Genomic DNA, 22,879 nt, shown 5'->3' with positions numbered 1-22,879 from the left:
CGGCACCGGCCGGTTCCGGCCACGGGCGAGCGCCCGCTCTCAGGAGCCAGGGGACAGGAGCCCGGGCTCAGGACCGAGGTCAGGAGCCCGGGTCAGGACCGGGATCAGGAGCCCGGGGTCAGGAGCGGGCGGCGCAGGACGCCGGGTCGCAGTCGTCCTCGGCCGCGACGCCGTCGCCCGGGGCCGTCCGGGCGGGCTCCGGGCGGGCGTCGACGAGCAGGCGGCGCGGGCCGGGCCCCTCGTCGCCGAGCCGGTCGTAGGGGTTGGCGAGCGCGCACTTGCTGATCGACAGGCAGCCGCAGCCGATGCACTCGGTCAGGTCGTCGCGCAGCCGCTCCAGCTGCCGGATGCGGGCGTCGAGGTCGGCGCGCCACAGATCGGACAGCCGCGCCCAGTCCGCGACGGTCGGCGTGCGCTCCTCGGGCAGCGTGGCGAGGGCGTCCCGGATGTCGGCGAGCGGGATGCCGACCCGCTGCGAGACCTTGATGAACGAGACGCGGCGCAGCGTGTCGCGGCTGAAGCGGCGCTGGTTCCCGGCCGTGCGGCGGCTGCTGATCAGGCCTTTGGCCTCGTAGAAGTGCAGCGCCGAGACGGCCACGCCGCTGCGCTCGGCGAGCTGCCCGACGGTCAGTTCGTGCTTGCGGTGCTCGAGGCGCGTCATGCCGCGCATCCTATGCGACCTCAACCGGACTTGAGGTTACCGGGCGGTCAGCGCCAGTGCGGGCTCGCCGCGCCCATCCCGGCGCCGCGCCCCTCGGCCCTCTTGCCGAGGCCGCGCAGCCGGAGCGCCGCGCCGACCAGCGCGGCGCCGAACAGGATCGCGAACAGGCCGATCAGCCAGACGACGGCGAGCGCGCCCGACACCGGCCAGGCGAACAGCAGGATCCCGAACACGATCGAGATCGCGCCGGTCACCGCGTACATCCACTCGCCGCGCAGCTCCCGGCGCAGCGACACCGCGGCGACGATCTCCAGCACCCCGGTGACGACCGCCCACGCGGCGATCAGCATCAGCAGCGCGAGCGCGGTGACGCCCGGCCAGGCCATCGCGACGATGCCGAGCACGATGCCGGCGGCGCCGGACACCGCGAGCAGCCCGCGCGGCCCGCCGGTCGTGCCGCGGACCGCCTGCGCCACCGCGGTCACGCCGTCCACCAGCGCGTACGCGCCGAACAGCACGACCAGGACCCAGAGCGTGATGTGCGGCCACACCCACGCGACCACGCCGAACAGGATCGCGAACGCGCCGCGCAGCGCGAGCACCCACCAGTGGCGCGTCATCAGGTCGAACATCGCGGCCTCCCCCGGGGCGGTGGACTTCCCCCCATTGCAGCCCACCCGCACCGACAAAACCGCCAACAACCGTTCCAAAATGGGCAAAGTCCCTGCGCAGTCAGCGCCGCGTGGTCAGCGCTGCCCGGCGAGCCGCTCCAGGTGCCGTTCGATGCGCTCCAGCCGAGCGCGCAGGTCCGCGACGTCCCGGGCGGTGGCGGACTGCTCCTCCTCCCGCAGCCGGACCACGACCGCGCCGCCCGGCTCGAGGGTGACCAGCCGGGTGTCGGCGACGTCGTCGCCGCCCTGCTCCTGGATCGCCTCGTCGACGTCGCCGGGCCGCAGCCCGAGCCGCAGCAGCGTCCGCCGCCGGTACGCGCCGTCCCGCGCGAGGACGCTCGCCCGGCCGTGCACCAGCCCGGCCAGCCACGGCAGGAACAGCGCCGCGCGGACCAGCGCGGCGTTCAGCGCCAGCAGCACCACGGCGCCGAGCACTCCCCCGGTCAGCGAGTCGTCCGGGCCGATGACCGCGTTCTGCACGACGTTCGACAGCAGCAGCATGACCACGAAGTCGAAGCCGTTGAGCTGCGCCAGCTCCCGCTTCCCGGCGACCCGCAGCAGCACGATGACCACCAGGAACACCGCCGCCGACCGGATCACCTTGTCGGCCACCGGGACGCCCATCCCGAACAGGTCATGCCACATGTTCCGCTCCGATTCCCCTGAAGGTCGCGCCCGCTCGCCGAAGGATCTCAGCGAACGGGCGCGGACGGGGGCGGATCGGGCCCGTCCCGCGCGATCGGCGGGACGGGCGGCGCGGATCAGGCCTCCAGGCGGCGCACCAGGTCGTGGTACTCGTCCCACAGCGCCTTCGGCATGTGGTCGCCGAACTTCTCGAAGAACTCCGGCACGAGGGCGGCCTCCTGCTTCCACACCTCGCTGTCGACCGACAGCAGCGTCTCCAGGTCGGCGTCGTCGATCTGCAGGCCGTCGGTGTCGAGGGCCTCCTTGGTCGGCAGGTGCCCGATCGGGGACTTGGCGGCGTCGGCCTTGCCGTTCAGCCGCTCGACGATCCACTTCAGCACCCGGCTGTTCTCGCCGAAGCCGGGCCAGATGAACCTGCCGTCGGCGTTCTTGCGGAACCAGTTGACGTAGTAGATCCGCGGCAGCTTCTCGGCGTCGGTGGCCTTGCCGATCTCCAGCCAGTGGCCGAAGTAGTCGCCCATGTTGTAGCCGCAGAACGGCAGCATCGCGAACGGGTCGCGGCGCAGCTCGCCGACCGTGCCCTCGGCGGCGGCGGTCTTCTCGGACGCGATGTTCGCGCCGAGGAACACGCCCTGCTGCCAGTCGAAGGACTCGGTGACCAGCGGCACCGCGGACGCGCGGCGGCCGCCGAACAGGATCGCCGAGATCGGCACGCCCTTCGGGTCCTCCCACTCGTCCGCCGCGATCGGGCACTGCCCGGCCGGGGTGGTGAAGCGGGCGTTCGGGTGCGCGGCGGGCGTCTCGGACGCGGGCGTCCAGTCGTTGCCCTTCCAGTCGGTCAGGTGCGCGGGCGGCTCGTCGGTGAGGCCCTCCCACCACACGTCGCCGTCGTCGGTGAGCGCGACGTTGGTGAAGATGCTGTTGCCCCACAGCGTCTTCACCGCGTTGGCGTTGGTGCTCTCGCCGGTCCCGGGCGCGACGCCGAAGAAGCCGGCCTCGGGGTTGATGGCGTAGAGCCGGCCGTCGTCACCGAACCGCATCCAGGCGATGTCGTCGCCGATCGTCTCGACCTTCCAGCCCGGGATGGTCGGCTCGAGCATGGCGAGGTTGGTCTTGCCGCACGCCGACGGGAACGCGGCGGCGACGTACCGGGTCTCGCCCTCCGGCGGGGTGAGCTTGAGGACGAGCATGTGCTCGGCCATCCAGCCCTCGTCGCGCGCCATCGTCGAGGCGATGCGCAGCGCGTAGCACTTCTTGCCCAGCAGGGCGTTGCCGCCGTAGCCGGACCCGTACGACCAGATCTCCCGGGTCTCGGGGAAGTGGGTGATGTACTTGGTGGAGTTGCACGGCCACTTGACGTCGGCCTGCCCCGGCTCCAGCGGCGCGCCCACCGAGTGGACCGCCTTGACGTAGCCGCCGCGCTCCTCGATCAGCCGCAGGGCGCCCGTGCCCATCCGCGTCATGATCTTCATCGAGACCGCGACGTAGGCCGAGTCGGTGATCTCGACGCCGAGCTGGGAGATGGTGCCGCCGAGCGGGCCCATGCAGAACGGCACCACGTACATGGTGCGGCCCTTCATGCAGCCGTCGAAGAGCCCGCCGAGGGTCCGCCTCATCTCGGCCGGCGCGACCCAGTTGTTGGTCGGGCCCGCGTCCTCCTCCTTCTCGGAGCAGATGAAGGTCCGGTCCTCGACCCGGGCCACGTCGGTGGGGTCGGAGGCGGCGTGGAAGCTGTTGGGCCGTTTGGCCGGGTCGAGGCGCGTGAGGGTGCCCTGCTCGACGAGGAGACCGGTCAGGCGCTCCCACTCTTCGTCCGAGCCGTCGCACCACTCGACGCGGTCGGGCTTGGTCAGCTCGGCGATCCCGCGTACCCACTCCACGAGTTCGGTGTGGCCGGTAGGGGCCTGGTCGAGGCCGGGGACCTGGTTGGACACGGGCAACTCCTTCAGCTGTTCGCAGGATGTTTGCATGATGAACAAGACCCGACGTTTTTGCCATTTGGTCTGGACCAATCCCGTCGCCTTCTGGGCCTTCCCGCGCAGTTTTGTGATTGATATCACTGAAGCACGGGCGCCGACGGCGGCGCGCCGCCGCCCTCGGCTTCGACCCGCTCAAGCTGGGTAAACGTGGGTTTCGGTGGCCTTCACGGCCGCCCAAATCGTGCTGCCCTCGGACAAATCCAGTTCCGCGACGGAGGCCGGAGTGATGTCCGCGACGGCGTCGAATGGCGGCCCGGACAACCGCACCCGCACCCGGTCTCCATGCCGTTCGACGGCGGCGACACGCGCACGCCACAGGTTGCGCGGGCTGCCGTCGGGGCGAGTGCGGTACAGCGCGACCGACGATGGCGCGAAGGCCAGGAAGACCTCACCCCGAAGCGAGTCGACTGTGTCCAGCGTGTGCTCGCCTTCGGTGCCGCCGATGACTACGGTGCCCCCCTCGGCCGACCCCCGGTACAGGTTCAGCCCGACGAGCCTCGCGACGTAGTCCGTGCGCGGCCGCCGGGCCACCTCCGCGGGCGTGCCCTCCTGGACCAGACGGCCGTCCTCCACCACGACGATCCGGTCCGCCAGCACCATCGCGTCCAGCGGGTCGTGGGTGACGAGCACGGCGGCGCCCTCGAACCCGGCCAGATGCCGGCGCAGCGCGGCGCGGATCTCCAGCCGGGTGTGCGCGTCGAGCGCGGCGAGCGGCTCGTCCAGCAGCAGCAGGCCCGGCTCGACCGCCAGCGCGCGCGCCAGCGCGACCCGCTGCGCCTGCCCGCCCGACAGCGCCCGGGGGCGCGCGGACGCGTACTCGGCGAGCCCCACCCGCTCCAGCCACTCCGCGGCGCGGCGGCGCGCGGCACGGCGCCCGGCGCCCTGGCAGCGCGGCCCGAACGCGACGTTCTCCAGGACGCTGAGGTGCGGGAACAGCAGGTAGTCCTGGAACACCATGCCGACGCCGCGGCGCTCGGCGGGCAGCGGGCGCAGGTCCGTCCCGTCCAGCCGGATGTGGCCGTCCGGCATCGCGACGAGCCCGGCGAGCGCGCGCAGCGCGGTGCTCTTGCCCGCGCCGTTCGGCCCGAGCAGCGCCACGACCTCGCCTGGCTCGGCGGCGAGCGCGAGGTCCAGCTCGAACGCCGCCCGCCGCACGACGAGCCGCGCGTCCAGCCCCTTCGCGCCGCCGTCCGGGGCCCCGCCGGCCCGGGTCACGTGTCCACCCAGCGGTCGCGCAGCGCCGCCAGCACGGCCACCGACACCGCGAGCAGCACCAGGCTCAGGACGATCGCGGCCTGCGGGTCGTTCTGCAGCGCGAGGTACACCGCGAGCGGCATCGTCTGCGTCCGGCCCGGGAAGTTGCCCGCGAAGGTGATCGTCGCGCCGAACTCGCCGAGGGCCCGCGCCCAGCACAGCACCGCGCCGGCCGCGACGCCGGGCGCCACCAGCGGCAGCGTGACCCGGCGGAAGATCGTCCAGCGGCCCGCGCCGAGGGTGGCGGCGGCCTCCTCGTAGCGCAGGTCGGCCGCGCGCAGCGCGCCCTCCACGCTGATCACCAGGAACGGCATCGCGACGAAGGTCTCGGCGAGCACCACCCCGGCGGTGGTGAACGGCAGCGTGATCCCGAACGCCGCGTCCAGCCACTCGCCGACCAGCCCGCGGCGGCCGAGCGCCAGCAGCAGCGCCACGCCGCCGACGACCGGCGGCAGCACCAGCGGCACCGTGACCAGCGCCCGGACGAGCCGCAGGCCGGGGAACGACGCCCGCGCCAGCACCCAGGCCAGCGGCACGCCGAGCAGCAGGCACACGCCGGTGCTGATCGTCGCGGTCAGCAGCGACAGCCGCAGCGCCTCCAGCACCTGGCCCTGGCCGAGCCGGGTGCCGAGGGTGGACCACGGCGCGCGGGCGAGCAGCCCGGCCAGCGGCAGCACCAGGAACGCCAGCCCGGCCAGCGCGGGCAGCAGCAGGAACCAGGGCGGCCGTCCGGTCCGGCTCACGGCGCCTCGAAGCCCGCCCCGGTGAGCACGGACCGGCCCTGCGCCCCGAGGACGAGCTGGATGAACTGCTTGGCGAGCGCGCCCTGCGGCGCCTTCCTCACCTCGACGATCGGGTAGTCGTTGACCGCCTTCGCCGACTCGGGGAACTCGATGGCCTTCACCTTGCCGGCCGCGGCCTTGGCGTCGGTGCGGTAGACGAGCCCGGCGTCGGCCTCGTCGAGGCTCACCTTGGTCAGCACGGCCTTGACGTCGCTCTCCTCGGACGCGGGCTTGACCTTGACGTTCGCCGCCGCGAGCGCCTTCTTCGCCGCCGCGCCGCACGGCACCGCCGGCGCGCACAGCACGACCTTCAGCCCGGACCGCGCCAGGTCCGCCAGCTCGGCGACCTTGCCGGGGTCCTTCGGCGGGACGGCGATGACCAGCCGGTTGCGGGTGAACACCTGAGGCGTCCCGTCGGCGTCCCCGGCGTCGGTGACGGTCTTCATGGTCGCCGGGCTGGCGGAGGCGAACACGTCCGCCGGGGCGCCCTGCGTGATGCCTTGGGCGAGGCTGTCGCTGCCGCCGAAGTTGAACCGGACCTTCACCCCCGGATGCGCGGCCTCGAAGGTCTTGCCGAGCGCGGTGAAGGTCTCGGTGAGGGAGGCCGCCGCGAACACGGTGAGGGTCTTGGACCCGCCGCCGCCCGAGGACGTGTCGTCGCCGGTGTCGCCGCAGCCCGCCGCCGCCAGTGCCAGGGACGCCGCGAGCACGGCCGCCGATGTGCGCTTGAACATGTCTCTCCTCAAGGGGGGTGCGCCGGGTGCGATCAGCCCGGGTCGGACACCTCGACGACGACGTTCGTCGACTTCACCACGGCCTCGGCGACCACGCCGACCCGCAGGCCGAGCTCGTCGGCCGCCTCGCGGCTCATCAGCGACACGACCCGGAACGGGCCCGCCTGGATCTCCACCTGGGCCATCACGCCGTCCCGGACGACCTCGGTGACGATCCCGCGCAGCCGGTTGCGCGCCGAGGAGAACCGCTCGCCCTGCTCGGGCGCCGCGCCGCCGCGCGCCTGGTCGCGCACGAAGGCGGCCAGCTCGGCGCCCGGCACCCGCCGGTGGCCGTGCTCGTCGCGCTCGGCCGGCAGCCGCCCGCCGTCGACCCAGCGCCGGACGGTGTCGGCGCTGACCCCGAGCAGCGCGGCCGCCTCACTGATCCTGAACGTCGTCACGAGGGACGATGGTAGCCCTCGCAGATTCGACCCGCATCTGGGCAAATAGCCAGACATTGCAAGCGTCTCACGGTCTTCTCTCTGGCATTTGCCACAGCAACGGCTCATCGCCCCCCGGCTTCGGGAGGGCGGCGGCCGGATGTCACCATCTACTTACATCCCCGTCGCGAGGAGGACCCGGTGACGCAGCCACGCCCGACGACCCTGGTCATCGAACGCCACGGGACCGCGAGCCTGCGGTCCCGCGCCGTCTCGGCGGGCATCCGCCGCTTCCTGCGCCCCCGGCTCGCCAAGGCCGCCGCGCTCCCGTTCGACGACCGCGCGCTGCGGCGCGCGGCGGCCCTCGACCGGCTCGCCGCGCGGGCGCCGGCGCCGCGGCGCGTCCGCACGGAGAAGGTCCGCTTCGACGGGTTCGGCGCGGAATGGGTGCGCGGGCCCGGCGCGTCGTCCGCCCGCGACCGGGTGATCCTCTACCTGCACGGCGGCGGCTGGGTCTGCTGCGGCCTCAACACCCACCGCCGGATGATCGCCTCGTTCAGCGCCGCCGCCGGCGTGCCCGCGCTGTCGGTCGACTACCGGATGATCCCCGCCGTCCCGTTCGAGCGGGAGGTCGAGGACTGCCTCGCCGCCTACCGGTGGCTGCTGGACGACCGCGGCGTCGACCCCGCCAAGATCGTGATCATGGGCGACTCGGCGGGCGGGCACCTCACGTTCGCCACCGCGCTGCGCGCCCGCGCCGAGGGGCTGCCGATGCCGGCGGCGCTCGTCGCGCTGTCCCCCATGCTCGACATGGACCTGACCGACAAGCTCGCGCACGCCAACATGGGCCTCGACCCGTCCGACCCGGGCGTGCTGCTGGAGAAGCTGGTCGAGGCCTTCCTCGGCCACCTCGACCTCAAGGACCCGGCGGTCTCCCCCGTCCGCGCCGACCTGGCCGGGCTGCCGCCCGTCCTGCTGACGGCGGGCTCCACCGAACTGCTGTACTGCGACTCCGAGCTGATGGCGCGGCGGCTCGCCGAGGCCGGCGTGCCCGCGACGCTGCAGGTGTGGGACCGGCAGATCCACGTCTTCCAGATGTTCGGCCCGCTCCTGCCCGAGTCCCGCGCGGCGGTCGCCGAGCTCGGCCGGTTCGTCCGCGACGCCCTCGACGGCCGCCTCGCCACCGCCCCCGCCGGCGCCTCCCCGGACCTGAAGAGCGCCGGTTGACCTGAATCGCGGTTGAGGTCCTAGCGTCGGCTCCGTGAGCACCACCGACGATCGGAGAGCGACGATGAGCGACCCTTTCACCCCCGCGGAGCGCGCCTACCTGGCCGGCCAGGACCTCGGGCGGCTGTCCACGATCGGCCCGGACGGCGGGCCGCAGGTGCGTCCCGTCGGGTTCCGGCTGAACCCCGACGGGACGATCGACATCGGCGGCCCGGCCAACGCCGCCAGCCGCAAGTACCGCAACGTCCTCGCGGACCCGCACGTGTCGTTCCTCGTGGACGACAAGACGGCGCCCGACGACCCGGACGCGGTGCGGCCCGGCTGGGGCCGCGGCGTGGAGATCCGCGGCACGGCGGAGCCGGTCAAGGGCGAGATGCACATCGGCAAGGGGTTCTTCAGCGACGACCTGATCCGGATCCGCCCGGTCCGCGTGATCAGCTGGCACATCGACGCCGAGCGCCCCGAGCAGCAGGCCCGCACCGTCGCCTGAAAGGGCGGGGTGACCGTCGCCTGAAAGGGCGGTGTGGAGGCGGGCGGCGCGGGTAAAGGGGGTGCAAAACTGAAACCACGTCGCCCGGTCAGGAGGAATGATCATGACTGGGACCATGCGAGTACCGCGCAGCAGGGGCGGGTTCAGCGGGATCCTGCTGGTGCTGCTGGGCCTCTGGGGCGGCCTGCTCCCCTTCGCCGGCCCCTACTTCGACTTCGGGTTCGCCCCCGACGACACCTGGGTCTACAACACCGACCGGCTCGAGCTCAGCATCGCCCCGGCGGCCGCCGCCGTGCTGGGCGGGCTGGTCGTGCTGTTCAGCGCGCACCGCGCGGTCGCGATGCTCGGCGCGTGGCTGGGCGTCCTCGGCGGTGCCTGGTTCGTGGTGGGCGGGCCGCTCGCCACGCTGTGGGACGTGCCGGGCGTCGGCGCGCCGCTCGGCACCGGCAACGGCCGGCACCTCGCCGAGCAGCTGTCCGGCTTCGCCGGGCTCGGCACCGTCATCGTGTTCTTCGCCGCGCTCGCCCTCGGCCGGTTCGCGGTGGTCGGCGTCCGCGAGGCGCTGCCGCCGGACGAGCCGGAGCGGGACGCCTCCGGCACCACGCAGCCGCTGGTGTTCGGACGCTACGCGCGCGAGAACGCCGGGCCGGGGCAGCCGGCCGAGCCCGGCCTGCCCGGTCCGCGCCCGCCGGGCGACCAGCGGGTCGCGGGCGAGCCGCGCGTCGCGGGCGAGCAGGGCGGCGTCGAGCGGTAGCCGCCCGGCCGCCAGCGGTAGCGGCCCGGCCGCCGGTGCCGGCTCCGCGCGCGTGGTCCCGCGCGGAGCCGGCGCCGGCGGCCGGCTCCGGACGCCCGTCAGCGGTTCCGGCTGCGCATGTTCCGGACGGACTTGGTGGTCTCGTAGCTGCCCTTCTCGTCGTCCAGCTTCACGTCGTCGCGGTCGGTGAACATCGCGACGAACGCGACGAGCAGGCCGACACCGCCGATCCACGGCTCGCGCCAGACGAAGCTGGCCGCCACGCAGGCGACCGCAACGGCAATGAGCAGCAAGAGCTTCACGTCGCACCCCTCGACCGCGCCATGAACGTCCGGGAGAACCGCTCACCCAGACTAGAACACGCTTTCGTTGCGGAATCAACGAGTAATGGAAGACTTACCCGCGGCCCGCAGGATGCATCCTGACATGCCGCGGCCCGCCGGGGAAAGATCCCCGGCGGGCCGCGCGGCGGAAAATCCGGCTACTTGCGCGCCTTGCCGCGCTTCTCGCGGATCTTCATCGCGATGTCCAGCGGCGTCCCGGCGAACCCGAACTCCTCGCGCAGCCGGCGCTCGATGAACCGCCGGTACCCCTCCTCGAGGAACCCCGACGTGAACAGCACGAACCGCGGCGGCCGCACCCCCGCCTGCGTCGCGAACAGCACCCGCGGCTGCTTGCCGCCGCGCACCGGGTGCGGATGCGAGTTCACCAGGTCGGCGAAGAACTGGTTCAGCTTCGACGTCGGGACGCGGGTGTTCCAGCCGTCCAGCGCCGTGTCGATCGCCGGGACGAACCGGTCCATGTGCCGACCCGTCTTCGCCGAGATGTTCACCCGCGGCGCCCACCGCGCGTTGTGCAGCTGCCGGTCGATCTCGCGCTCCAGGTAGTGGCGGCGCTCCTCGTCCAGCAGGTCCCACTTGTTGTACGCGATGACCAGCGCCCGGCCCGAGTCGATCACCATCGACACGATCCGCAGGTCCTGCTCGGCGAGCGGCTCGTCCGCGTCCACCAGCACCACCGCGACCTCGGCGCGCTCCAGCGCCGACTGCGTGCGCAGCGTCGCGTAGAAGTCGGCGCCCTGGTTCTCCCGGTGCCGCCGCCGGATCCCGGCCGTGTCGATGAACCGGAACGTCCGGCCGCCCAGCTCGATCAGCTCGTCGACCGGGTCGCGGGTCGTGCCGGCCACCGCGTCCACCACGGCCCGGTTCTCCCCCGCCAGCCGGTTCAACAGGCTCGACTTGCCGACGTTCGGACGGCCCAGCAGCGCGATCCGGGTCGGCCCGCCCTGCTCCCCGAACGTCTCGCGCGGCGCCTCCGCCGGCAGCGCCTCCAGCACCGCGTCCAGCAGGTCCCCGCTGCCCCGGCCGTGCAGCGCCGACACCGGATGCGGCTCCCCGATGCCGAGCGACCACAGCATCGCCGCGTCCGCCTCGGTGCCCGCGTCGTCGACCTTGTTGGCCACCAGCACCACCGGCTTGCCGGACCGGCGCAGGATCTCCACCACGGCCTCGTCGACGTCCGTGGCGCCCACCGTCGCGTCCACCACGAACATCACCACGTCGGCCAGGTCGACCGCGAGGCGCGCCTGCTCGGCGATCGCCGCGGCCAGCCCGGCCGCGTCCGGCAGCCAGCCGCCGGTGTCGACGACGGTGAACCGCCGCCCCGACCACGTCGCGTCGTAGGCGACCCGGTCCCGGGTCACCCCCGGCACGTCCTCCACGACGGCCTCGCGGCGCCCCAGGATCCGGTTCACCAGCGTCGACTTGCCGACGTTGGGCCGCCCCACCACCGCCACCACCGGCGCCGGGCCGGCGTCGGCGGCGACGTCCTCGACGACGTCCGCGGTCTCGATCTCGTAATCGCTCACAGTCATATCCCCACAGGGGCCGTCAGGCCGCCCGCTCACTCATGCTCTTTGGCGAGGCGGACGACCGCCTCGATGACCTCGGCGAGGCCCAGCTCCGTCGAGTCGATCTCGTGCGCGTCCGCCGCCTTCGCCAGCGGCGACGCCTTCCGGGTGGAGTCCAGCCGGTCGCGGCGCGCCTGCTCCGCCTGCGTGACGGTCACCGACGCGCCCGGGTCCGCCGCCAGGTCCTTCGCGCGGCGGGCCGCCCGCACCTCCTCGCTGGCGGTGAGGTACACCTTGACGGGCGCGTCCGGCGCGACGACCGTGCCGATGTCGCGCCCCTCGACCACGATGCCCCCGCCCGCCATGATCTCACGCTGCAGCTCCACCAGCCGCGCCCGGACGGCCGGGACCGCGCTGACCGCGCTGACCGCGTTCGTCACCTCGCGGGTGCGGATCGGCTCCGACACGTCCCGCCCGTCCACGCTGATCGACGGGGCGTCCGGGTCGGTGCCGGACACGATCACCGGGTCCTGCGCGCGGGCCGCGACCGCGTCCGCGTCCTCGACCGGGACGCCGCTGCGCAGCATCCACCACGTCATCGCGCGGTACATCGCGCCGGTGTCGAGGTAGCGCAGGCCGAGCGCGCGGGCGACGCCCTTGGACGCGCTGGACTTGCCCGAACCGGAGGGTCCGTCCATGGCGATGACGAGCGGCACGATCGCTCCCTTTCGTCGGCATCGAAGCGCCCGCCGGCACGGGCGGGCGGCGGGCGGGGCGGGCGGCGGAACGCGAGCGCTTCCCTCGCGGGGCCCAGCGCTTCAGGCTACCGGCCCGCGCCCACCACCGCGGCCCGCCGCGAGGTCCCGAGGCCGGCCGCCGGCCTCGCACCGGCCGGGCGGCGCGAGGTCCCGGGCTACCGGCCGGGGACCGACCAGCCGCGGGAGCGCAGCTCGGCGGCGAGCCGGTCCGCCGCCTCCGGCACCACCGCCAGCTCCAGCACGCCCAGCGGGCGGCCCGGCGAATGCTCGATCGTCACGTCCTCGATGTTCACGCCGGCGATCCCCGCCGCCTGGAAGATCATCGCCAGCTCGCCCGGCCGGTCCGGGATGACCACCTGCACCGTCGCGTACGCCGACTGGCCGCCGCCGTGCTTGCCCGGGATCCGGGACCGGCCCGCGTTCCCGCGCAGCAGCAGGTCCGCGACGTGCGCCGCCGCGCCCTCGCTGCCGTCGCGCAGCAGCGACGCCGCGACCGCCAGGTCCGTCGCGACCGCCTCCAGCACGTCCGCGACCGGCTCGGCGTTCGCCGACAGGATCCCGATCCACAGCCGCGGGTCGCTCGCCGCGATCCGCGTCACGTCCCGGACGCCCTGCCCCGACAGGCCCAGCGCGGTCTCGTCGGCGCCCGTCAGCCGCGCCGCGACCGCCGCCGACACCACGTGCGGGCCGTGCGACACCAGCGCCACCGCCCGGTCGTGCTCCGCGGCGTCCACCTCCACCGGCATCGCGCCGCACGCCTTCGCCAGCGCCGTCACCGCGGCCACCGTCTCCGGCGCCGCCTCCGGCGTCGCGCACAGCGCCCACGGGCGGCCGAGGAACAGGTCCGGACGCGCCGCGCCCGGCCCCGACCGCTCGCTGCCCGCGAGGGGATGCCCCGCGACGAACGTCGACAGGTCGCAGCCCAGCTCCGCCGCCTGCGCCAGCGGCAGCGCCTTCACGCTCGCCACGTCGGTGTACGCGGTCGCCAGGCCGCGCTTCTGCGCGTCCAGCAGCGTCACCGCGACCGCCGCGGGCGGCACCGCCAGCACCGCCAGGTCCGCGGGCTCCGCGGACGCCCCGTCCGGCAGCGCCTCCCCCGCGCCCAGCTCCACGGCCAGCGCGAGCGCCGCCGCGTCCCGGTCGGTCAGCAGCACCTCCGCGCCGCGCTCGCGCATCGCCAGCGCGATCGACGTGCCGATCAGGCCCGTCCCGACCACGACGATGCGGCCCACCACGTCCTCGTCCACGCCCGTCACCCTACTGCGCCCCGTCCACCCCGATCCGCGCCGTCCGCGCCGATCCCCTGCCTTACCGCGCTCGGGCGCTATTGCGCCCTGCCCGCGCTCGGGCGCTACCGCGCCCTGCCCATGCCTCGCTGCGCTCGGGCGCTACTGCGCCCTACCCATGCCTCGCTGCGCTCGGGCGCTATTGCGCGATGTCCAGCCGGAGCGCCTTCGCGCCGCGCAGGTACACGTGCTGGACCTCCGCGCGCGGACGGTCCGTCGCGACGTGCGCCATCAGCCGGATCACCCGCGGCAGCGCGTGCGGCACCGCGATCTCACTCGCGCACATCAGCGGCACCTCCTGGAAGCCGAGCTTGCGCGCCGCCAGCGCCGGGAACTCCGCCGTCAGGTCCGGCGTCGCCGTGAACAGCACGCTGATCACGTCGTCGGTGGTCAGCTCGTTGCGGCTCATCACCTCGCTCACCAGCTCGGTCGTCGCCGCCAGGATCTCCCCCCGGTCGTCGGCGTCCACCTGCGTCGCCCCGCGGACCGCGCGTACCGCCACGTCGCTCCCTCTCCGTCCCGTCCGATCGCCGGGCCTACAGCCCGACCGCCTGGTACAGCTCGCCGACCTCCTGCACGGTCAGCGCCCGCATCGTGCCCGGCTTCAGCTGGCCGAGCTTGATCGGCCCGAACTCTATGCGGGCCAGCTGCTGCACCGGGAACCCGACTTCCTTCAGCAGCCGCCGCACGATGTGCTTGCGGCCCTCGTGCAGGGTGATCTCCACCAGCACGCGCTTGCCGATCTGGTCGAACACCCGGAACCGGTCCGCCTTGGCGGGCCCGTCGTCCAGCGTCACCCCGGCGCGCAGCCGCTTGCCGAGATCGCGCGGGATCGGCCCGTGGATCTCGGCGAGGTAGGTCTTGAACACCCCGTAGCTCGGGTGGGTGAGCCGGTGGGCGAGCTCACCGTCGTTGGTGAGCAGGATCAGGCCCTCGGTGTCGGTGTCGAGCCGGCCGACGTGGAACAGCCGCTCCGGCACGTCCACGTAGTCCTCCAGGGACTTGCGGCCCCGCTCGTCCGACATCGTGCTGACCACGCCGCGCGGCTTGTTGATCATGTAGTACCGCATCTCGGCGCGCGTCTCGACCCGCTTGCCGTCGACGTGGATCACGGCCCGCTGCGGGTCGACCCGCTCGCCGAACCGGAACACCCGCTTGCCGTCGACGGTCACCCGGCCCTCGCCGATCAGCTCCTCGCAGTGGCGGCGGCTGCCGATCCCGGCCTCGGCCAGCACCTTCTGCAGCCGCACGCCCTCGTTGTCAGTCACGATTCCTCAACTATGTCTTCTGGCAGGTCGTCGGGGAGGAAGGGGGCCAGCTCCGGCAGCTCGCCGAGGTCGCGCAGCCCCAGCCGCTCCAGGAAGTACCCGGTGGTGCGGTACAGGTGCGCGCCGGTCTCCGGTTCCTGGCCGGCGTTCTCGATCAGGCCGCGCAGCGTCAGCGTCCGCATCACGCCGTCGCTGTTGACGCCGCGGACCGCCGACACCCGCGCCCGGCTCACCGGCTGCCGGTAGGCGACGACCGCGAGGGTCTCCAGCGCGGCCTGCGTCAGCCGGGCCTGCTGGCCGTCGGTGACGAACCGCTCCACCACCGGGGCGCACACGTCCCGGGTGTAGAACCGCCAGCCGCCGGCGACCTCCCTGAGGTCGAACCCCCGGCCCTGCTCGGTGTATTCCGCGGCCAGCTCCCGCAGCGTCGCGGCGACCTCGCCGCGCGGCCGCTCCAGCAGCTGCGCCAGCGTGATCTCCGCGACCGGCTCGTCCACCACCAGCAGGATCGCCTCGATCGACGCGCGCAGCCCCGGCCCCGCGTCACCGCCGGCGTCCGGCGCCTCCTCGGGCGCCTCGACCGGCGGTTCGGCGGGCTCCTGCTCCGGCGGCTCGGCGGGCGTCTCGGCCTGCGGGGCGGCGGGCCCGTCCTGGGGCGGGTGCTCCTCCGGCACGTCCGGGCCGGGTCCCTCAGTCATCGTCGTCCTCGTCCTTCCCGTCCTTCTCGGCCGCGTCCCGGGCCTCGCGGGAGCCCTCGTAGTCGTCGCCGACCGCGACGTCGCCCTCGTCGGTGCCGGTCCACGTGACGTGCAGCTCACCGAGCGGCTCGAGCTGCTCGAACGTGACGGCCCGCTCCCGGTACAGCTCCAGCAGCGCCAGGAACCGCGCGACGACCTCGTAGGTGCCGTCGGCGTCGGACGCCAGCACGCGGAACGTGGTCCGGCGGAGCCGCCGCAGCTTCTCCACGACGATCGCGGCCTGCTCCTTGACGCTCGCCTTCGGCTGGTACATGTGCTCGACCGACACCGACGGCGGCGCCTTCGGGGCGAGGGCCTTGGCGGCGAGCCGGGCGAACTCCTCCGGCCCGAGGCCGAGCAGCACCTCCGGCAGCAGGTTGGCGAACTTCGGCTCCATCGGCACCATGCGCGGGAACCGCTTCGCCGCGTCGGCCATCCGGGCGGCGAGCACCTGCGCGACCTCCTTGTACGCGCGGTACTGCAGCAGCCGGGCGAACAGCAGGTCGCGGGCCTCCAGGAGGGCCAGGTCCTCCTCGTCGTCGACCTCGCCGGACGGCAGCAGCCGCGCCGCCTTCAAATCCAGCAGGGTCGCGGCGACCAGCAGGAAGTGGCTGGCCTGGTCGAGGTCCCAGTCCTTGCCGTAGGAGCGGATGTGGGCGATGAAGTCGTCGGTGACCTTGTGCAGGGACACCTCGGTGATGTCGAGCTTGTGCTTGGAGATCAGCCCGAGCAGCAGGTCGAAGGGGCCGTCGAAGTTGTCGAGGTGGACGCGGAAGCCCTGCTCCCCGCCCTGCTCACCGGCCTGCTCCCCGCCCTGCTCACCGGCCTGCTCCGCGCCCTGCTCGTCGGTCCGTCCGGCGGCCGCCTCCCGCTCCGGCTCCGCGCCGTGCTCCGGCGCCGTCTCGTCCACGTCGCTCACGGTAGCGGAGGACGCCGCCCGCCCCGTGCTCCCCGGCAACATGCTCACCGGCCACATCGTCCCATGCCCGGCGGGGTGCGGGTGCCCGTCCGCCAGACGCGGGCGGCGCGGGCGTCAGGACGGGCGGCGCCCGATGATCCGGGCGACGAGGTCCTCGGCCTTGGCGCGGGTGAAGTCGCCGCTGATCTGCAGGGTCCCGCCGGTGATCGGACCGCCGGTGACCGCCGGGGCCGACAGCACCTGCCCGCCGACGACCATCGCGATCCGCTGTCCGGGCTCGTTGGGCTGCTGCTGCGCCGCGATGCCGGTGAGGCGGGCGAACGCCTGCCCGTCCGCCCTGGTGAAGCCGATCTGGATCGTCCAGAACGTGGCGCCGCCCGACGGCGGCTCGGCCTTCATGTGCTCGACGCGGCGGACGGTCATGCCGCCCCCGGCGAGCCGGTAGCAGGACGTCCCGGACGCCTCCGGCAGCGTCCCGGCGGCGCAGGGCGCCTGGGAGACCGCGGCGACCTGCTGGAGCACCATCGGCTGCCGGAGGTCGGCCGGCCCGCCGTCGTATCCGCCGTCGCCGCGCGTCGCCAGGTAGACGGCCGCGCCGGCGACCAGCAGGACGAGGACGAACGCGGCCGCGACCGCTCCGATGATCAGCGGTGTGCGGCGGGTCGGCCGCGCTGACGGCGGGTACGGCTCGGCGGCGCCCGGCAGCGGGTAGGCCCCCGGCGCGGCCCCGGCCGGGGGCGGACCGGGCGGTGGCGGGGGCGCGTACGGCGGAGGCGGCGCGCCCTCGCCGGTGGGCGGCGGCGCGTAGATCGGCGGCGGCGGGCGGAACGGCTCGGGCGGATCGTCGGGGGGCTGGGCCATGCGGGTCCCTCCCGTGCGAGGGGTGGCGGTCAGGACGTGTCGCGCAGGCGCCGGACGAGCGTGCTGTGCTCGCCGAGCGCGTCGAAGTCGCCGATCATCGCCGCGACGGCCTCGCGGACCAGCCGGCCCCGGTCGACCGGCAGGGCGTGGTCGGCGCGCAGCCGCAGCCTCAGCTGCTCGAGGGCGAGCAGCTCGTCGGAGGAGATGTACACGGTGATCTTGGAGTCGTGGCGCTGGCGGCCGGTGGGGCGGCGGCCGGCGTCCGGCGCCGCGATCCGGGACGGGCCGGTGCCCGGCACGGCGCGCTCCGCTCCCGCGCGCTCCGGGGCGGGGTACTCCGGCACGGCGTGCTCCGGGCGCGCGCGCCCGGTTGCAGGCGGGTGCCCGGACGTGCCGGGGGCGGGGCCGGGCGGCGGCGCGGTGGGCCGGAAGATCTCATCGACACCGGGCAGCCTTACCCGACGTGAGCCCACCTTCCGAGCACCTCCCGCGCCAGACCCCGGTATGCGTTCGCGCCCATCGAGTTCGGGTCGAAGTACGTGATCGGCTCCCCGGCGACGGTCGCGTCAGGAAACCGTACCGTGCGGTTGATGACCGTGTGGAAGACCTTGTCGCCGAAGGCCTCGACGATGCGGCCGAGGACCTCGCGGGTGTGCAGGGTCCGCGAGTCGTACATGGTGCCGAGCACGCCGTCGATCACCAGGCCCGGGTTGATCCGGCCCTGCACCTTGTCGATGGTCTCCATCAGCAGCGCGACGCCGCGCATCGCGAAGTACTCGCACTCCAGCGGGATCAGCACGCCCTCGCTGGCGGCCAGCGCGTTCACGGTCAGCAGGCCGAGCGACGGCTGGCAGTCGATCAGGATGTAGTCGTAGTGCGGGACGGCGGACTTCAGCGCGCCCTGCAGGATGTACTCGCGGCCGACCTCGTGGACGAGCTGGACCTCGGCGCCGGACAGGTCGATGTTGCTCGGCAGCAGGTCCATGCCGTCGACGCCGGTCTCCAGGACGACGTCCTCCCACTCGGTGTCGCGCTCGAGCAGCAGGTTGTGGATCGTCATGTCGAGCTGGCGCGGGTCGCCCTTGCCGAGGCCGACCGACAGGGCGCCCTGCGGGTCGAAGTCGACGAGCAGCACCCGGCGGCCGTACTCGGCGAGCGCGGCGCCCAGGTTGATCGTCGTGGTCGTCTTGCCGACGCCGCCCTTCTGGTTGCAGACGGCGACGATGCGGGCGGGCCCGTGCTCGGCCAGCGGTTCCGGCTCCGGAAAGACGGGCACGGGTCGCTGAGTCGGGCCGAGGGCCCGACTCGGATCGGTCTCTATGGTGGCGGAGGAGAGGACTCCATGCCCGCCGTTCGTGCTGGTCACCAGATCCCTCCCCGGCGGCCGGGAATGCCGTCCAGAACGGGGACTCTAGGGCTCCGTCCCCCGGGTCTCAAGCCGACGCGCGCCGAGTGTCGGGATTTGTCGCGGCGCCGCGGCCGTGCGTCCCCGCGTGCGCGGCGGGCGCGGCCGCACGCTCAGCTCCGGGCGCGCGGGTGCGAGGTGGCGTACACCTCGCGCAGCAACTGGACCGTCACCAGAGTGTAGACCTGTGTGGTCGTCACGGAGGCGTGTCCGAGCAATTCCTGGACGACGCGCACGTCGGCGCCGCCGTCCAGCAGGTGGGTGGCGAACGAGTGCCGCAGCGTGTGCGGCGACACGTGCGTCAGCCGGGCCCGGTCGGCGGCGGCGCGCAGCACCATCCAGGCGCCCTGCCGCGACAGCCGCCCGCCGCGGGCGTTCAGGAACAGCGCGGGGCCGCCGCGTCCGGCCCCGGCGAGTTCCGGGCGCGCGCGGACGAGGTAGGCGTCGACGGCCCGCGCCGCGTAGTCGCCGATCGGGACGACGCGGGCCTTGCCGCCCTTGCCGGCGACGCGGGCGAACCCGTCGGCGAGGTCGAGGTCGTCGACGTCGAGGCCGACCGCCTCGGAGATCCGGGCGCCGGACCCGTACAGCAGTTCCAGCAGCGCGCGGTCGCGCAGGCCGCGGGCGGTGCCGGCGTCGCCGTCGGACGGCCCGGCGGCCGCGGCGAGCAGCCGCTCGACCTCCTCCAGCGTGATGGCCTTGGGGAGCCGCCGCGGCGGGGTCGGCGGTTTGACGTCGTGCGCGGGGTCGTCGGACGTGAGGCCCTCGCGCAGCGCGAACCGGTGCAGCCCGCGGACGGCGACGAGTGCGCGCGCGGCCGACCCCGCCGACAGCGGCGGGTGTTCCTCATCGCCTTCCCGCAGGCCCACGAGGAACGCGCGGACGTCGTCCTCGGTGATGGCGTCGATGGAGGTGCGGCCCCGGCCCTCCTGCACCCGGACGTAGCGGAGCAGGTCGCGGCGGTAGGACGACAGGGTGTTGGCGGCGAGGCCCCGTTCGACGGCCAGGTGCCCCAGATAGGTGCGCACCACCGCCTCAAGCGCGGATCCGGTGCCCTGCACGGCCGCGACGTCCTCAGCGGATGCGGCGCCCTGACCAGGCGCGACGCCCTCGCCAAGCGCGACGCCCTCGCCAAGCGCGACGCCCTCGGCAGGCGCGGCGTCCTCAGCGGGCGCGGCGTCCTCGGCGGATGCGGCACCCTGACCAGGCGCGACGCCCTCGGCAGGCGCGACGCCCTCGCCAAGCGCAACGTCCTCAGCTGACGCGACGCCCTCAGCTGGCGCGACGTCCTCGGCAGGCGCGACGTCCTCGGCAGGCGCGACGTCCTCGGCAGGCGCGACGTCCTCGGCAGGCGCGACGTCCTGAGCGGGCGCGGAGTCCTGGGTGGACGGGGCGTCTTGGGCGGGGGGCCGCTCGGCGGGCCGGCGGGTCGTGCTCGGGGACAGTGCGGCACCTCTTCTGACGGTCGGTCGGCTCGGTCGGGGTCGGCTCGAGGCGGGTCGCGACGTGCCCCATCATGCCCCCTCCCGCCCCGCCGCGCAGGGGTCTGCGGTGCCGCCGTGTCGCATTCCGCACCGGCGCCGTCCCGGCCGGCGGCGAAGCGCGCCCGGACACGGGAACGCCCCGCCGTCCCGGACCGGGCGGCGGGGCGTTCCCGTGGCGTGGGCGGGCGGTGTCAGCCCTCCGGGGCGTCGACGGGGCGCAGGTCGCGGTAGCCGCCGGCGCGCGCCGCGTGCACCGCGAGGATCCCCACGCAGGCGATCATGTTGTGCACGTCGCCCGCGAGGACCTTGCGGACGGCCTCGTCCAGCGGCACCCACACGACCGGCATGTCGGCCTCCTCGTGCACCCGCTCGAAGTCGATCTCCTCGGCGGGCACCTGGACGAGGTCGCGGGCGAGGAAGATCCGGCTGCGCTCGTTCGACATCCCCGACGAGGGGAACACGTCGGCGAGGGTGTCCCAGCGCGCGGCCCGGTACCCGGCCTCCTCCAGCAGCTCCCGCTCGGCGAGCTTGTGCAGCGGCTCCCCCGCGACGTCGCGGAGCCCGGCGGGGGTCTCCCACAGCAGCCGCTCGACGGGGTGCCGGTACTGGCGGAGCATCAGCACCCGGTCGCGGTCGTCGAGGGCGAGGACGCCGACGGAGCCGAGGTGCTCGATGACGTCGCGGCCGACGACCTCGATCCCGCCGGCGGGTCCGGCCGGCATCTCGACGCGGTCGCGGCGGACGTTGAACACGTGCCCGGTGAACGCGGTCGACTCCTCGACGACCTTCCAGCGCTCCGGCAGGTCGCGGACGTCGTCCGGGCCGAGCTCGGGGCCGGCCCCCGGGCCGGCGCTCACGACGCGTCCGACGCGTCCGCCGCGCGGGCGTCGGCGTACTCGATCGCCGCGGCGACCAGGCCGGTGAACAGCGGGTGCGGGCGGGTCGGCCGGGACCGGAACTCCGGGTGCGCCTGCGTGCCGACGAAGAACGGGTGGGCCTCGCGGGGCAGCTCGACGTACTCGACGAGCCGGCCGTCCGGGGACAGCCCGGAGAACCGCAGCCCCGCCTCCTCCAGCCGGCCGCGGTAGGCGTTGTTGACCTCGTAGCGGTGCCGGTGCCGCTCGGAGACCTTCGCCTCCCCGTACAGCTCCCGCACCACGGACCCGTCGGCGAGGTCGGCCGGGTAGAGGCCGAGCCGCATGGTGCCGCCCATGTCGCGCTCGCCGGCGACGACGTCGACCTGGTCGGCCATGGTCGCGACCACCGGATGGGCGGTCTCGGCGTCGAACTCGGCGCTGCCGGCGCCGGCGAGGCCGGCGAGGTCGCGCGCCGCCTCGATGACCATGCACTGCAGGCCGAGGCAGATGCCGAGCAGCGGGACGCGGTTCTCGCGGGCGTGCCGGATCGCGCCGAGCTTGCCCTCGATGCCGCGGACGCCGAACCCGCCGGGGATCAGCACCCCGTCCACGCCGTCCAGCTCCCGCTTGGCGCCCTCGGGCGTCTCGCAGTCGTCGCTCTTCACCCAGCGGATGTGCACCTTGGCGTCGTTGCCGAAGCCGCCGTGGCGCAGCGCCTCGGTCACCGACAGGTACGCGTCGGGCAGGTCGATGTACTTGCCGACCAGCGCGATCGTGACCTCGCGGGCGGGCTTGTGGACGCGGCGCAGCAGCCGGTCCCAGGCGCCCCAGTCGACGTCCCGGAACGGCAGCCCGAGCCGGCGCACCACGTAGGCGTCCAGGCCCTCGGCGTGCAGCACCTTCGGGATGTCGTAGATGGACGCGGCGTCGACCGCGGACACCACGGCCTCGCGGTCCACGTCGCACATCAGGCTGATCTTGTGCTTGAGCCCGTCGGTGATCGGCCGGTCGGACCGGCACACGATCGCGTCGGGCTGGATGCCGATGGAGCGCAGCGCGGCGACGGAGTGCTGCGTCGGCTTGGTCTTCAGCTCGCCGGACGGCCCGATGTAGGGCAGCAGCGAGACGTGCAGGAAGAAGCAGTTGTCGCGGCCGATCTCGTGCCGGATCTGCCGCACCGACTCCAGGAACGGCAGCGACTCGATGTCGCCGACGGTCCCGCCGACCTCGGTGATGACGATGTCGACCTCGGTGTCGTCCGCCATCCCGCGGATGCGGTCCTTGATCTCGTTGGTGATGTGCGGGATCACCTGCACGGTGTCGCCGAGGTACTCGCCGCGCCGCTCCTTGGCGATCACGTTGGAGTACACCTGGCCGGTGGTGACGTTCGCGGACCCGTGCAGCTCGGTGTCCAGGAACCGCTCGTAGTGGCCGATGTCCAGGTCGGTCTCGGCGCCGTCGTCGGTGACGAACACCTCGCCGTGCTGGAACGGGTTCATGGTGCCGGGGTCGACGTTGAGGTAGGGGTCCAGCTTCTGCATGGTGACCCGCAGCCCGCGAAGGGTGAGAAGCCGCCCCAGGCTGGAGGCCGTCAGTCCCTTGCCGAGGCTGGAGGCGACACCGCCGGTGACGAAGAGGTGCTTGGTAGGACGTGATCTACCAGTGGCTGCCGAAGGCAAGAAGGCGCTCCCGTGGTCGTTGCGAGGCGGCGTTCCGACGTGCTCGGTACCGCACTGTCCACGGGCCACCAGGATAACAGCCGGGCACGGGTGCGCCATCCCGGGCGTGTCCCGCTCCCGCTGGTCAGAGGGTGTGGGACGGGCGGCCCGCGCCCCCCGG

26 protein-coding genes are annotated in these 22,879 nt (G+C 74.0%); 4 read left to right on the top strand and 22 right to left on the bottom strand.

Annotation, left to right across the window (positions count from 1 at the left end; all coding sequences use genetic code 11):
• Positions 1–118: 118 nt before the first annotated feature.
• The 8 genes from soxR to AB0C78_RS00175 form a co-directional block, all read right to left on the bottom strand.
• Positions 119–670 (bottom strand): redox-sensitive transcriptional activator SoxR, encoded by a 552-nt coding sequence (gene soxR / locus AB0C78_RS00210; RefSeq protein WP_360739950.1) that lies wholly within the window; start codon positions 668–670, stop codon positions 119–121.
• A 38-nt stretch (positions 671–708) separates the two neighbouring features.
• A complete protein-coding gene (locus AB0C78_RS00205) occupies positions 709–1,293 on the bottom strand; it encodes an HdeD family acid-resistance protein (protein ID WP_360739947.1) in 585 nt (194 codons plus the stop codon).
• A 114-nt stretch (positions 1,294–1,407) separates the two neighbouring features.
• The gene (locus AB0C78_RS00200; protein ID WP_360739945.1) at positions 1,408–1,977 is read right to left on the bottom strand and encodes a YetF domain-containing protein; all 570 of its coding nucleotides are present in this window, start codon (positions 1,975–1,977) and stop codon (positions 1,408–1,410) included.
• Positions 1,978–2,093: 116 nt separating this feature from the next.
• Complete coding sequence (locus AB0C78_RS00195) at positions 2,094–3,911, bottom strand: phosphoenolpyruvate carboxykinase (GTP) (protein ID WP_360739943.1); 1,818 nt, start codon at positions 3,909–3,911, stop codon at positions 2,094–2,096.
• Positions 3,912–4,088: 177 nt separating this feature from the next.
• Positions 4,089–5,171 carry an ABC transporter ATP-binding protein gene (locus tag AB0C78_RS00190; RefSeq protein ID WP_360739940.1) on the bottom strand — a complete coding sequence of 361 codons (1,083 nt, stop codon included), beginning with the start codon at positions 5,169–5,171 and terminating at the stop codon, positions 4,089–4,091.
• The gene (locus AB0C78_RS00185) at positions 5,168–5,953 is read right to left on the bottom strand and encodes an ABC transporter permease (protein WP_360739938.1); all 786 of its coding nucleotides are present in this window, start codon (positions 5,951–5,953) and stop codon (positions 5,168–5,170) included. Before AB0C78_RS00185 ends, AB0C78_RS00190 begins: the two co-directional genes overlap by 4 nt.
• Positions 5,950–6,726: a molybdate ABC transporter substrate-binding protein gene (gene modA, locus AB0C78_RS00180; protein ID WP_360739935.1), complete on the bottom strand. Its 777-nt coding sequence runs from the start codon at positions 6,724–6,726 to the stop codon at positions 5,950–5,952. Before modA ends, AB0C78_RS00185 begins: the two co-directional genes overlap by 4 nt.
• Before the next feature lie 32 nt (positions 6,727–6,758).
• On the bottom strand, positions 6,759–7,166 hold the full coding sequence (locus AB0C78_RS00175) for a helix-turn-helix domain-containing protein (protein ID WP_151545126.1): 408 nt from the start codon (positions 7,164–7,166) through the stop codon (positions 6,759–6,761).
• A 180-nt stretch (positions 7,167–7,346) separates the two neighbouring features.
• Here AB0C78_RS00175 and AB0C78_RS00170 point away from each other — a divergent pair, with 180 nt between their 5' ends.
• The 3 genes from AB0C78_RS00170 (at position 7,347) to AB0C78_RS00160 (ending at position 9,616) form a co-directional block, all read left to right on the top strand.
• Positions 7,347–8,372: an alpha/beta hydrolase gene (locus tag AB0C78_RS00170; protein ID WP_360739932.1), complete on the top strand. Its 1,026-nt coding sequence runs from the start codon at positions 7,347–7,349 to the stop codon at positions 8,370–8,372.
• A 64-nt stretch (positions 8,373–8,436) separates the two neighbouring features.
• Positions 8,437–8,862: a PPOX class F420-dependent oxidoreductase gene (locus tag AB0C78_RS00165; protein WP_360739930.1), complete on the top strand. Its 426-nt coding sequence runs from the start codon at positions 8,437–8,439 to the stop codon at positions 8,860–8,862.
• A gap of 103 nt (positions 8,863–8,965) precedes the next feature.
• Positions 8,966–9,616: a hypothetical protein gene (locus AB0C78_RS00160; protein ID WP_360739927.1), complete on the top strand. Its 651-nt coding sequence runs from the start codon at positions 8,966–8,968 to the stop codon at positions 9,614–9,616.
• Between the two features lie 98 nt (positions 9,617–9,714).
• Here the strand turns inward: AB0C78_RS00160 and AB0C78_RS00155 are convergent, their stop codons facing one another.
• The 12 genes from AB0C78_RS00155 to xerD form a co-directional block, all read right to left on the bottom strand.
• Entirely contained in the window at positions 9,715–9,918 is a 204-nt protein-coding gene (locus AB0C78_RS00155; RefSeq protein ID WP_151546846.1) for a hypothetical protein, read from the bottom strand.
• 179 nt (positions 9,919–10,097) lie between these two features.
• On the bottom strand, positions 10,098–11,489 hold the full coding sequence (gene der, locus AB0C78_RS00150; protein ID WP_151546845.1) for a ribosome biogenesis GTPase Der: 1,392 nt from the start codon (positions 11,487–11,489) through the stop codon (positions 10,098–10,100).
• Between the two features lie 29 nt (positions 11,490–11,518).
• Entirely contained in the window at positions 11,519–12,181 is a 663-nt protein-coding gene (gene cmk / locus AB0C78_RS00145; RefSeq protein WP_225992601.1) for a (d)CMP kinase, read from the bottom strand.
• Between the two features lie 197 nt (positions 12,182–12,378).
• Positions 12,379–13,470 carry a prephenate dehydrogenase gene (locus AB0C78_RS00140; RefSeq protein WP_360739922.1) on the bottom strand — a complete coding sequence of 364 codons (1,092 nt, stop codon included), beginning with the start codon at positions 13,468–13,470 and terminating at the stop codon, positions 12,379–12,381.
• A gap of 178 nt (positions 13,471–13,648) precedes the next feature.
• Positions 13,649–14,011, bottom strand: a complete 363-nt coding sequence (gene aroH / locus AB0C78_RS00135; RefSeq protein WP_151546844.1) for a chorismate mutase — start codon at positions 14,009–14,011, stop codon at positions 13,649–13,651.
• A 34-nt stretch (positions 14,012–14,045) separates the two neighbouring features.
• Complete coding sequence (locus AB0C78_RS00130; protein ID WP_360739918.1) at positions 14,046–14,777, bottom strand: pseudouridine synthase; 732 nt, start codon at positions 14,775–14,777, stop codon at positions 14,046–14,048.
• Complete coding sequence (scpB, locus tag AB0C78_RS00125; protein WP_360739915.1) at positions 14,774–15,475, bottom strand: SMC-Scp complex subunit ScpB; 702 nt, start codon at positions 15,473–15,475, stop codon at positions 14,774–14,776. The genes AB0C78_RS00130 and scpB overlap by 4 nt, the downstream gene beginning before the upstream one ends.
• Positions 15,468–16,424: a segregation/condensation protein A gene (locus AB0C78_RS00120; protein ID WP_360739913.1), complete on the bottom strand. Its 957-nt coding sequence runs from the start codon at positions 16,422–16,424 to the stop codon at positions 15,468–15,470. The genes scpB and AB0C78_RS00120 overlap by 8 nt, the downstream gene beginning before the upstream one ends.
• A 123-nt stretch (positions 16,425–16,547) precedes the next feature.
• Complete coding sequence (locus AB0C78_RS00115; protein WP_360739911.1) at positions 16,548–17,294, bottom strand: hypothetical protein; 747 nt, start codon at positions 17,292–17,294, stop codon at positions 16,548–16,550.
• A gap of 29 nt (positions 17,295–17,323) precedes the next feature.
• Entirely contained in the window at positions 17,324–17,638 is a 315-nt protein-coding gene (locus AB0C78_RS00110; RefSeq protein ID WP_360739909.1) for a hypothetical protein, read from the bottom strand.
• A 110-nt stretch (positions 17,639–17,748) separates the two neighbouring features.
• Positions 17,749–18,615, bottom strand: a complete 867-nt coding sequence (locus AB0C78_RS00105) for a ParA family protein (protein ID WP_225992232.1) — start codon at positions 18,613–18,615, stop codon at positions 17,749–17,751.
• Positions 18,616–18,812: 197 nt separating this feature from the next.
• Positions 18,813–19,727, bottom strand: coding sequence for a site-specific tyrosine recombinase XerD (gene xerD / locus AB0C78_RS00100; RefSeq protein ID WP_360739906.1), 915 nt, complete (start codon positions 19,725–19,727; stop codon positions 18,813–18,815).
• On the opposite strand from xerD, the gene AB0C78_RS00095 reads away from it, so the two are divergent.
• Positions 19,707–19,961: a hypothetical protein gene (locus tag AB0C78_RS00095; protein WP_360739903.1), complete on the top strand. Its 255-nt coding sequence runs from the start codon at positions 19,707–19,709 to the stop codon at positions 19,959–19,961. The two genes, xerD and AB0C78_RS00095, sit on opposite strands and share 21 nt — an antisense overlap.
• A 413-nt stretch (positions 19,962–20,374) precedes the next feature.
• Here the strand turns inward: AB0C78_RS00095 and AB0C78_RS00090 are convergent, their stop codons facing one another.
• Both AB0C78_RS00090 and AB0C78_RS00085 read right to left on the bottom strand, forming a co-directional pair.
• Positions 20,375–21,040: an NUDIX hydrolase gene (locus tag AB0C78_RS00090; RefSeq protein WP_360739901.1), complete on the bottom strand. Its 666-nt coding sequence runs from the start codon at positions 21,038–21,040 to the stop codon at positions 20,375–20,377.
• Positions 21,037–22,719 carry a CTP synthase gene (locus AB0C78_RS00085; RefSeq protein ID WP_360739899.1) on the bottom strand — a complete coding sequence of 561 codons (1,683 nt, stop codon included), beginning with the start codon at positions 22,717–22,719 and terminating at the stop codon, positions 21,037–21,039. The genes AB0C78_RS00090 and AB0C78_RS00085 overlap by 4 nt, the downstream gene beginning before the upstream one ends.
• Between the last annotated feature and the right edge of the window lie 160 nt (positions 22,720–22,879).

The sequence above is a fragment of the Actinomadura sp. NPDC048394 genome, from assembly GCF_040651755.1.
Classification (GTDB): domain Bacteria; phylum Actinomycetota; class Actinomycetes; order Streptosporangiales; family Streptosporangiaceae; genus Spirillospora; species Spirillospora montaniterrae.
The sequence above is the reverse complement of the archived record's forward strand: the minus strand, read 5'-3'. Positions and strand labels throughout refer to the sequence as shown.

Coding starts and splice junctions, on each gene's coding strand:
- soxR (WP_360739950.1), bottom strand. CDS start 670: ATGCGCGGCATGACGCGCCTCGAGCACCGCAAGCACGAACTGACCGTC.
- AB0C78_RS00205 (WP_360739947.1), bottom strand. CDS start 1,293: ATGTTCGACCTGATGACGCGCCACTGGTGGGTGCTCGCGCTGCGCGGC.
- AB0C78_RS00200 (WP_360739945.1), bottom strand. CDS start 1,977: ATGTGGCATGACCTGTTCGGGATGGGCGTCCCGGTGGCCGACAAGGTG.
- modA (WP_360739935.1), bottom strand. CDS start 6,726: ATGTTCAAGCGCACATCGGCGGCCGTGCTCGCGGCGTCCCTGGCACTG.
- AB0C78_RS00165 (WP_360739930.1), top strand. CDS start 8,437: ATGAGCGACCCTTTCACCCCCGCGGAGCGCGCCTACCTGGCCGGCCAG.
- AB0C78_RS00160 (WP_360739927.1), top strand. CDS start 8,966: ATGACTGGGACCATGCGAGTACCGCGCAGCAGGGGCGGGTTCAGCGGG.
- der (WP_151546845.1), bottom strand. CDS start 11,489: ATGACTGTGAGCGATTACGAGATCGAGACCGCGGACGTCGTCGAGGAC.
- scpB (WP_360739915.1), bottom strand. CDS start 15,475: ATGACTGAGGGACCCGGCCCGGACGTGCCGGAGGAGCACCCGCCCCAG.
- AB0C78_RS00115 (WP_360739911.1), bottom strand. CDS start 17,294: ATGGCCCAGCCCCCCGACGATCCGCCCGAGCCGTTCCGCCCGCCGCCG.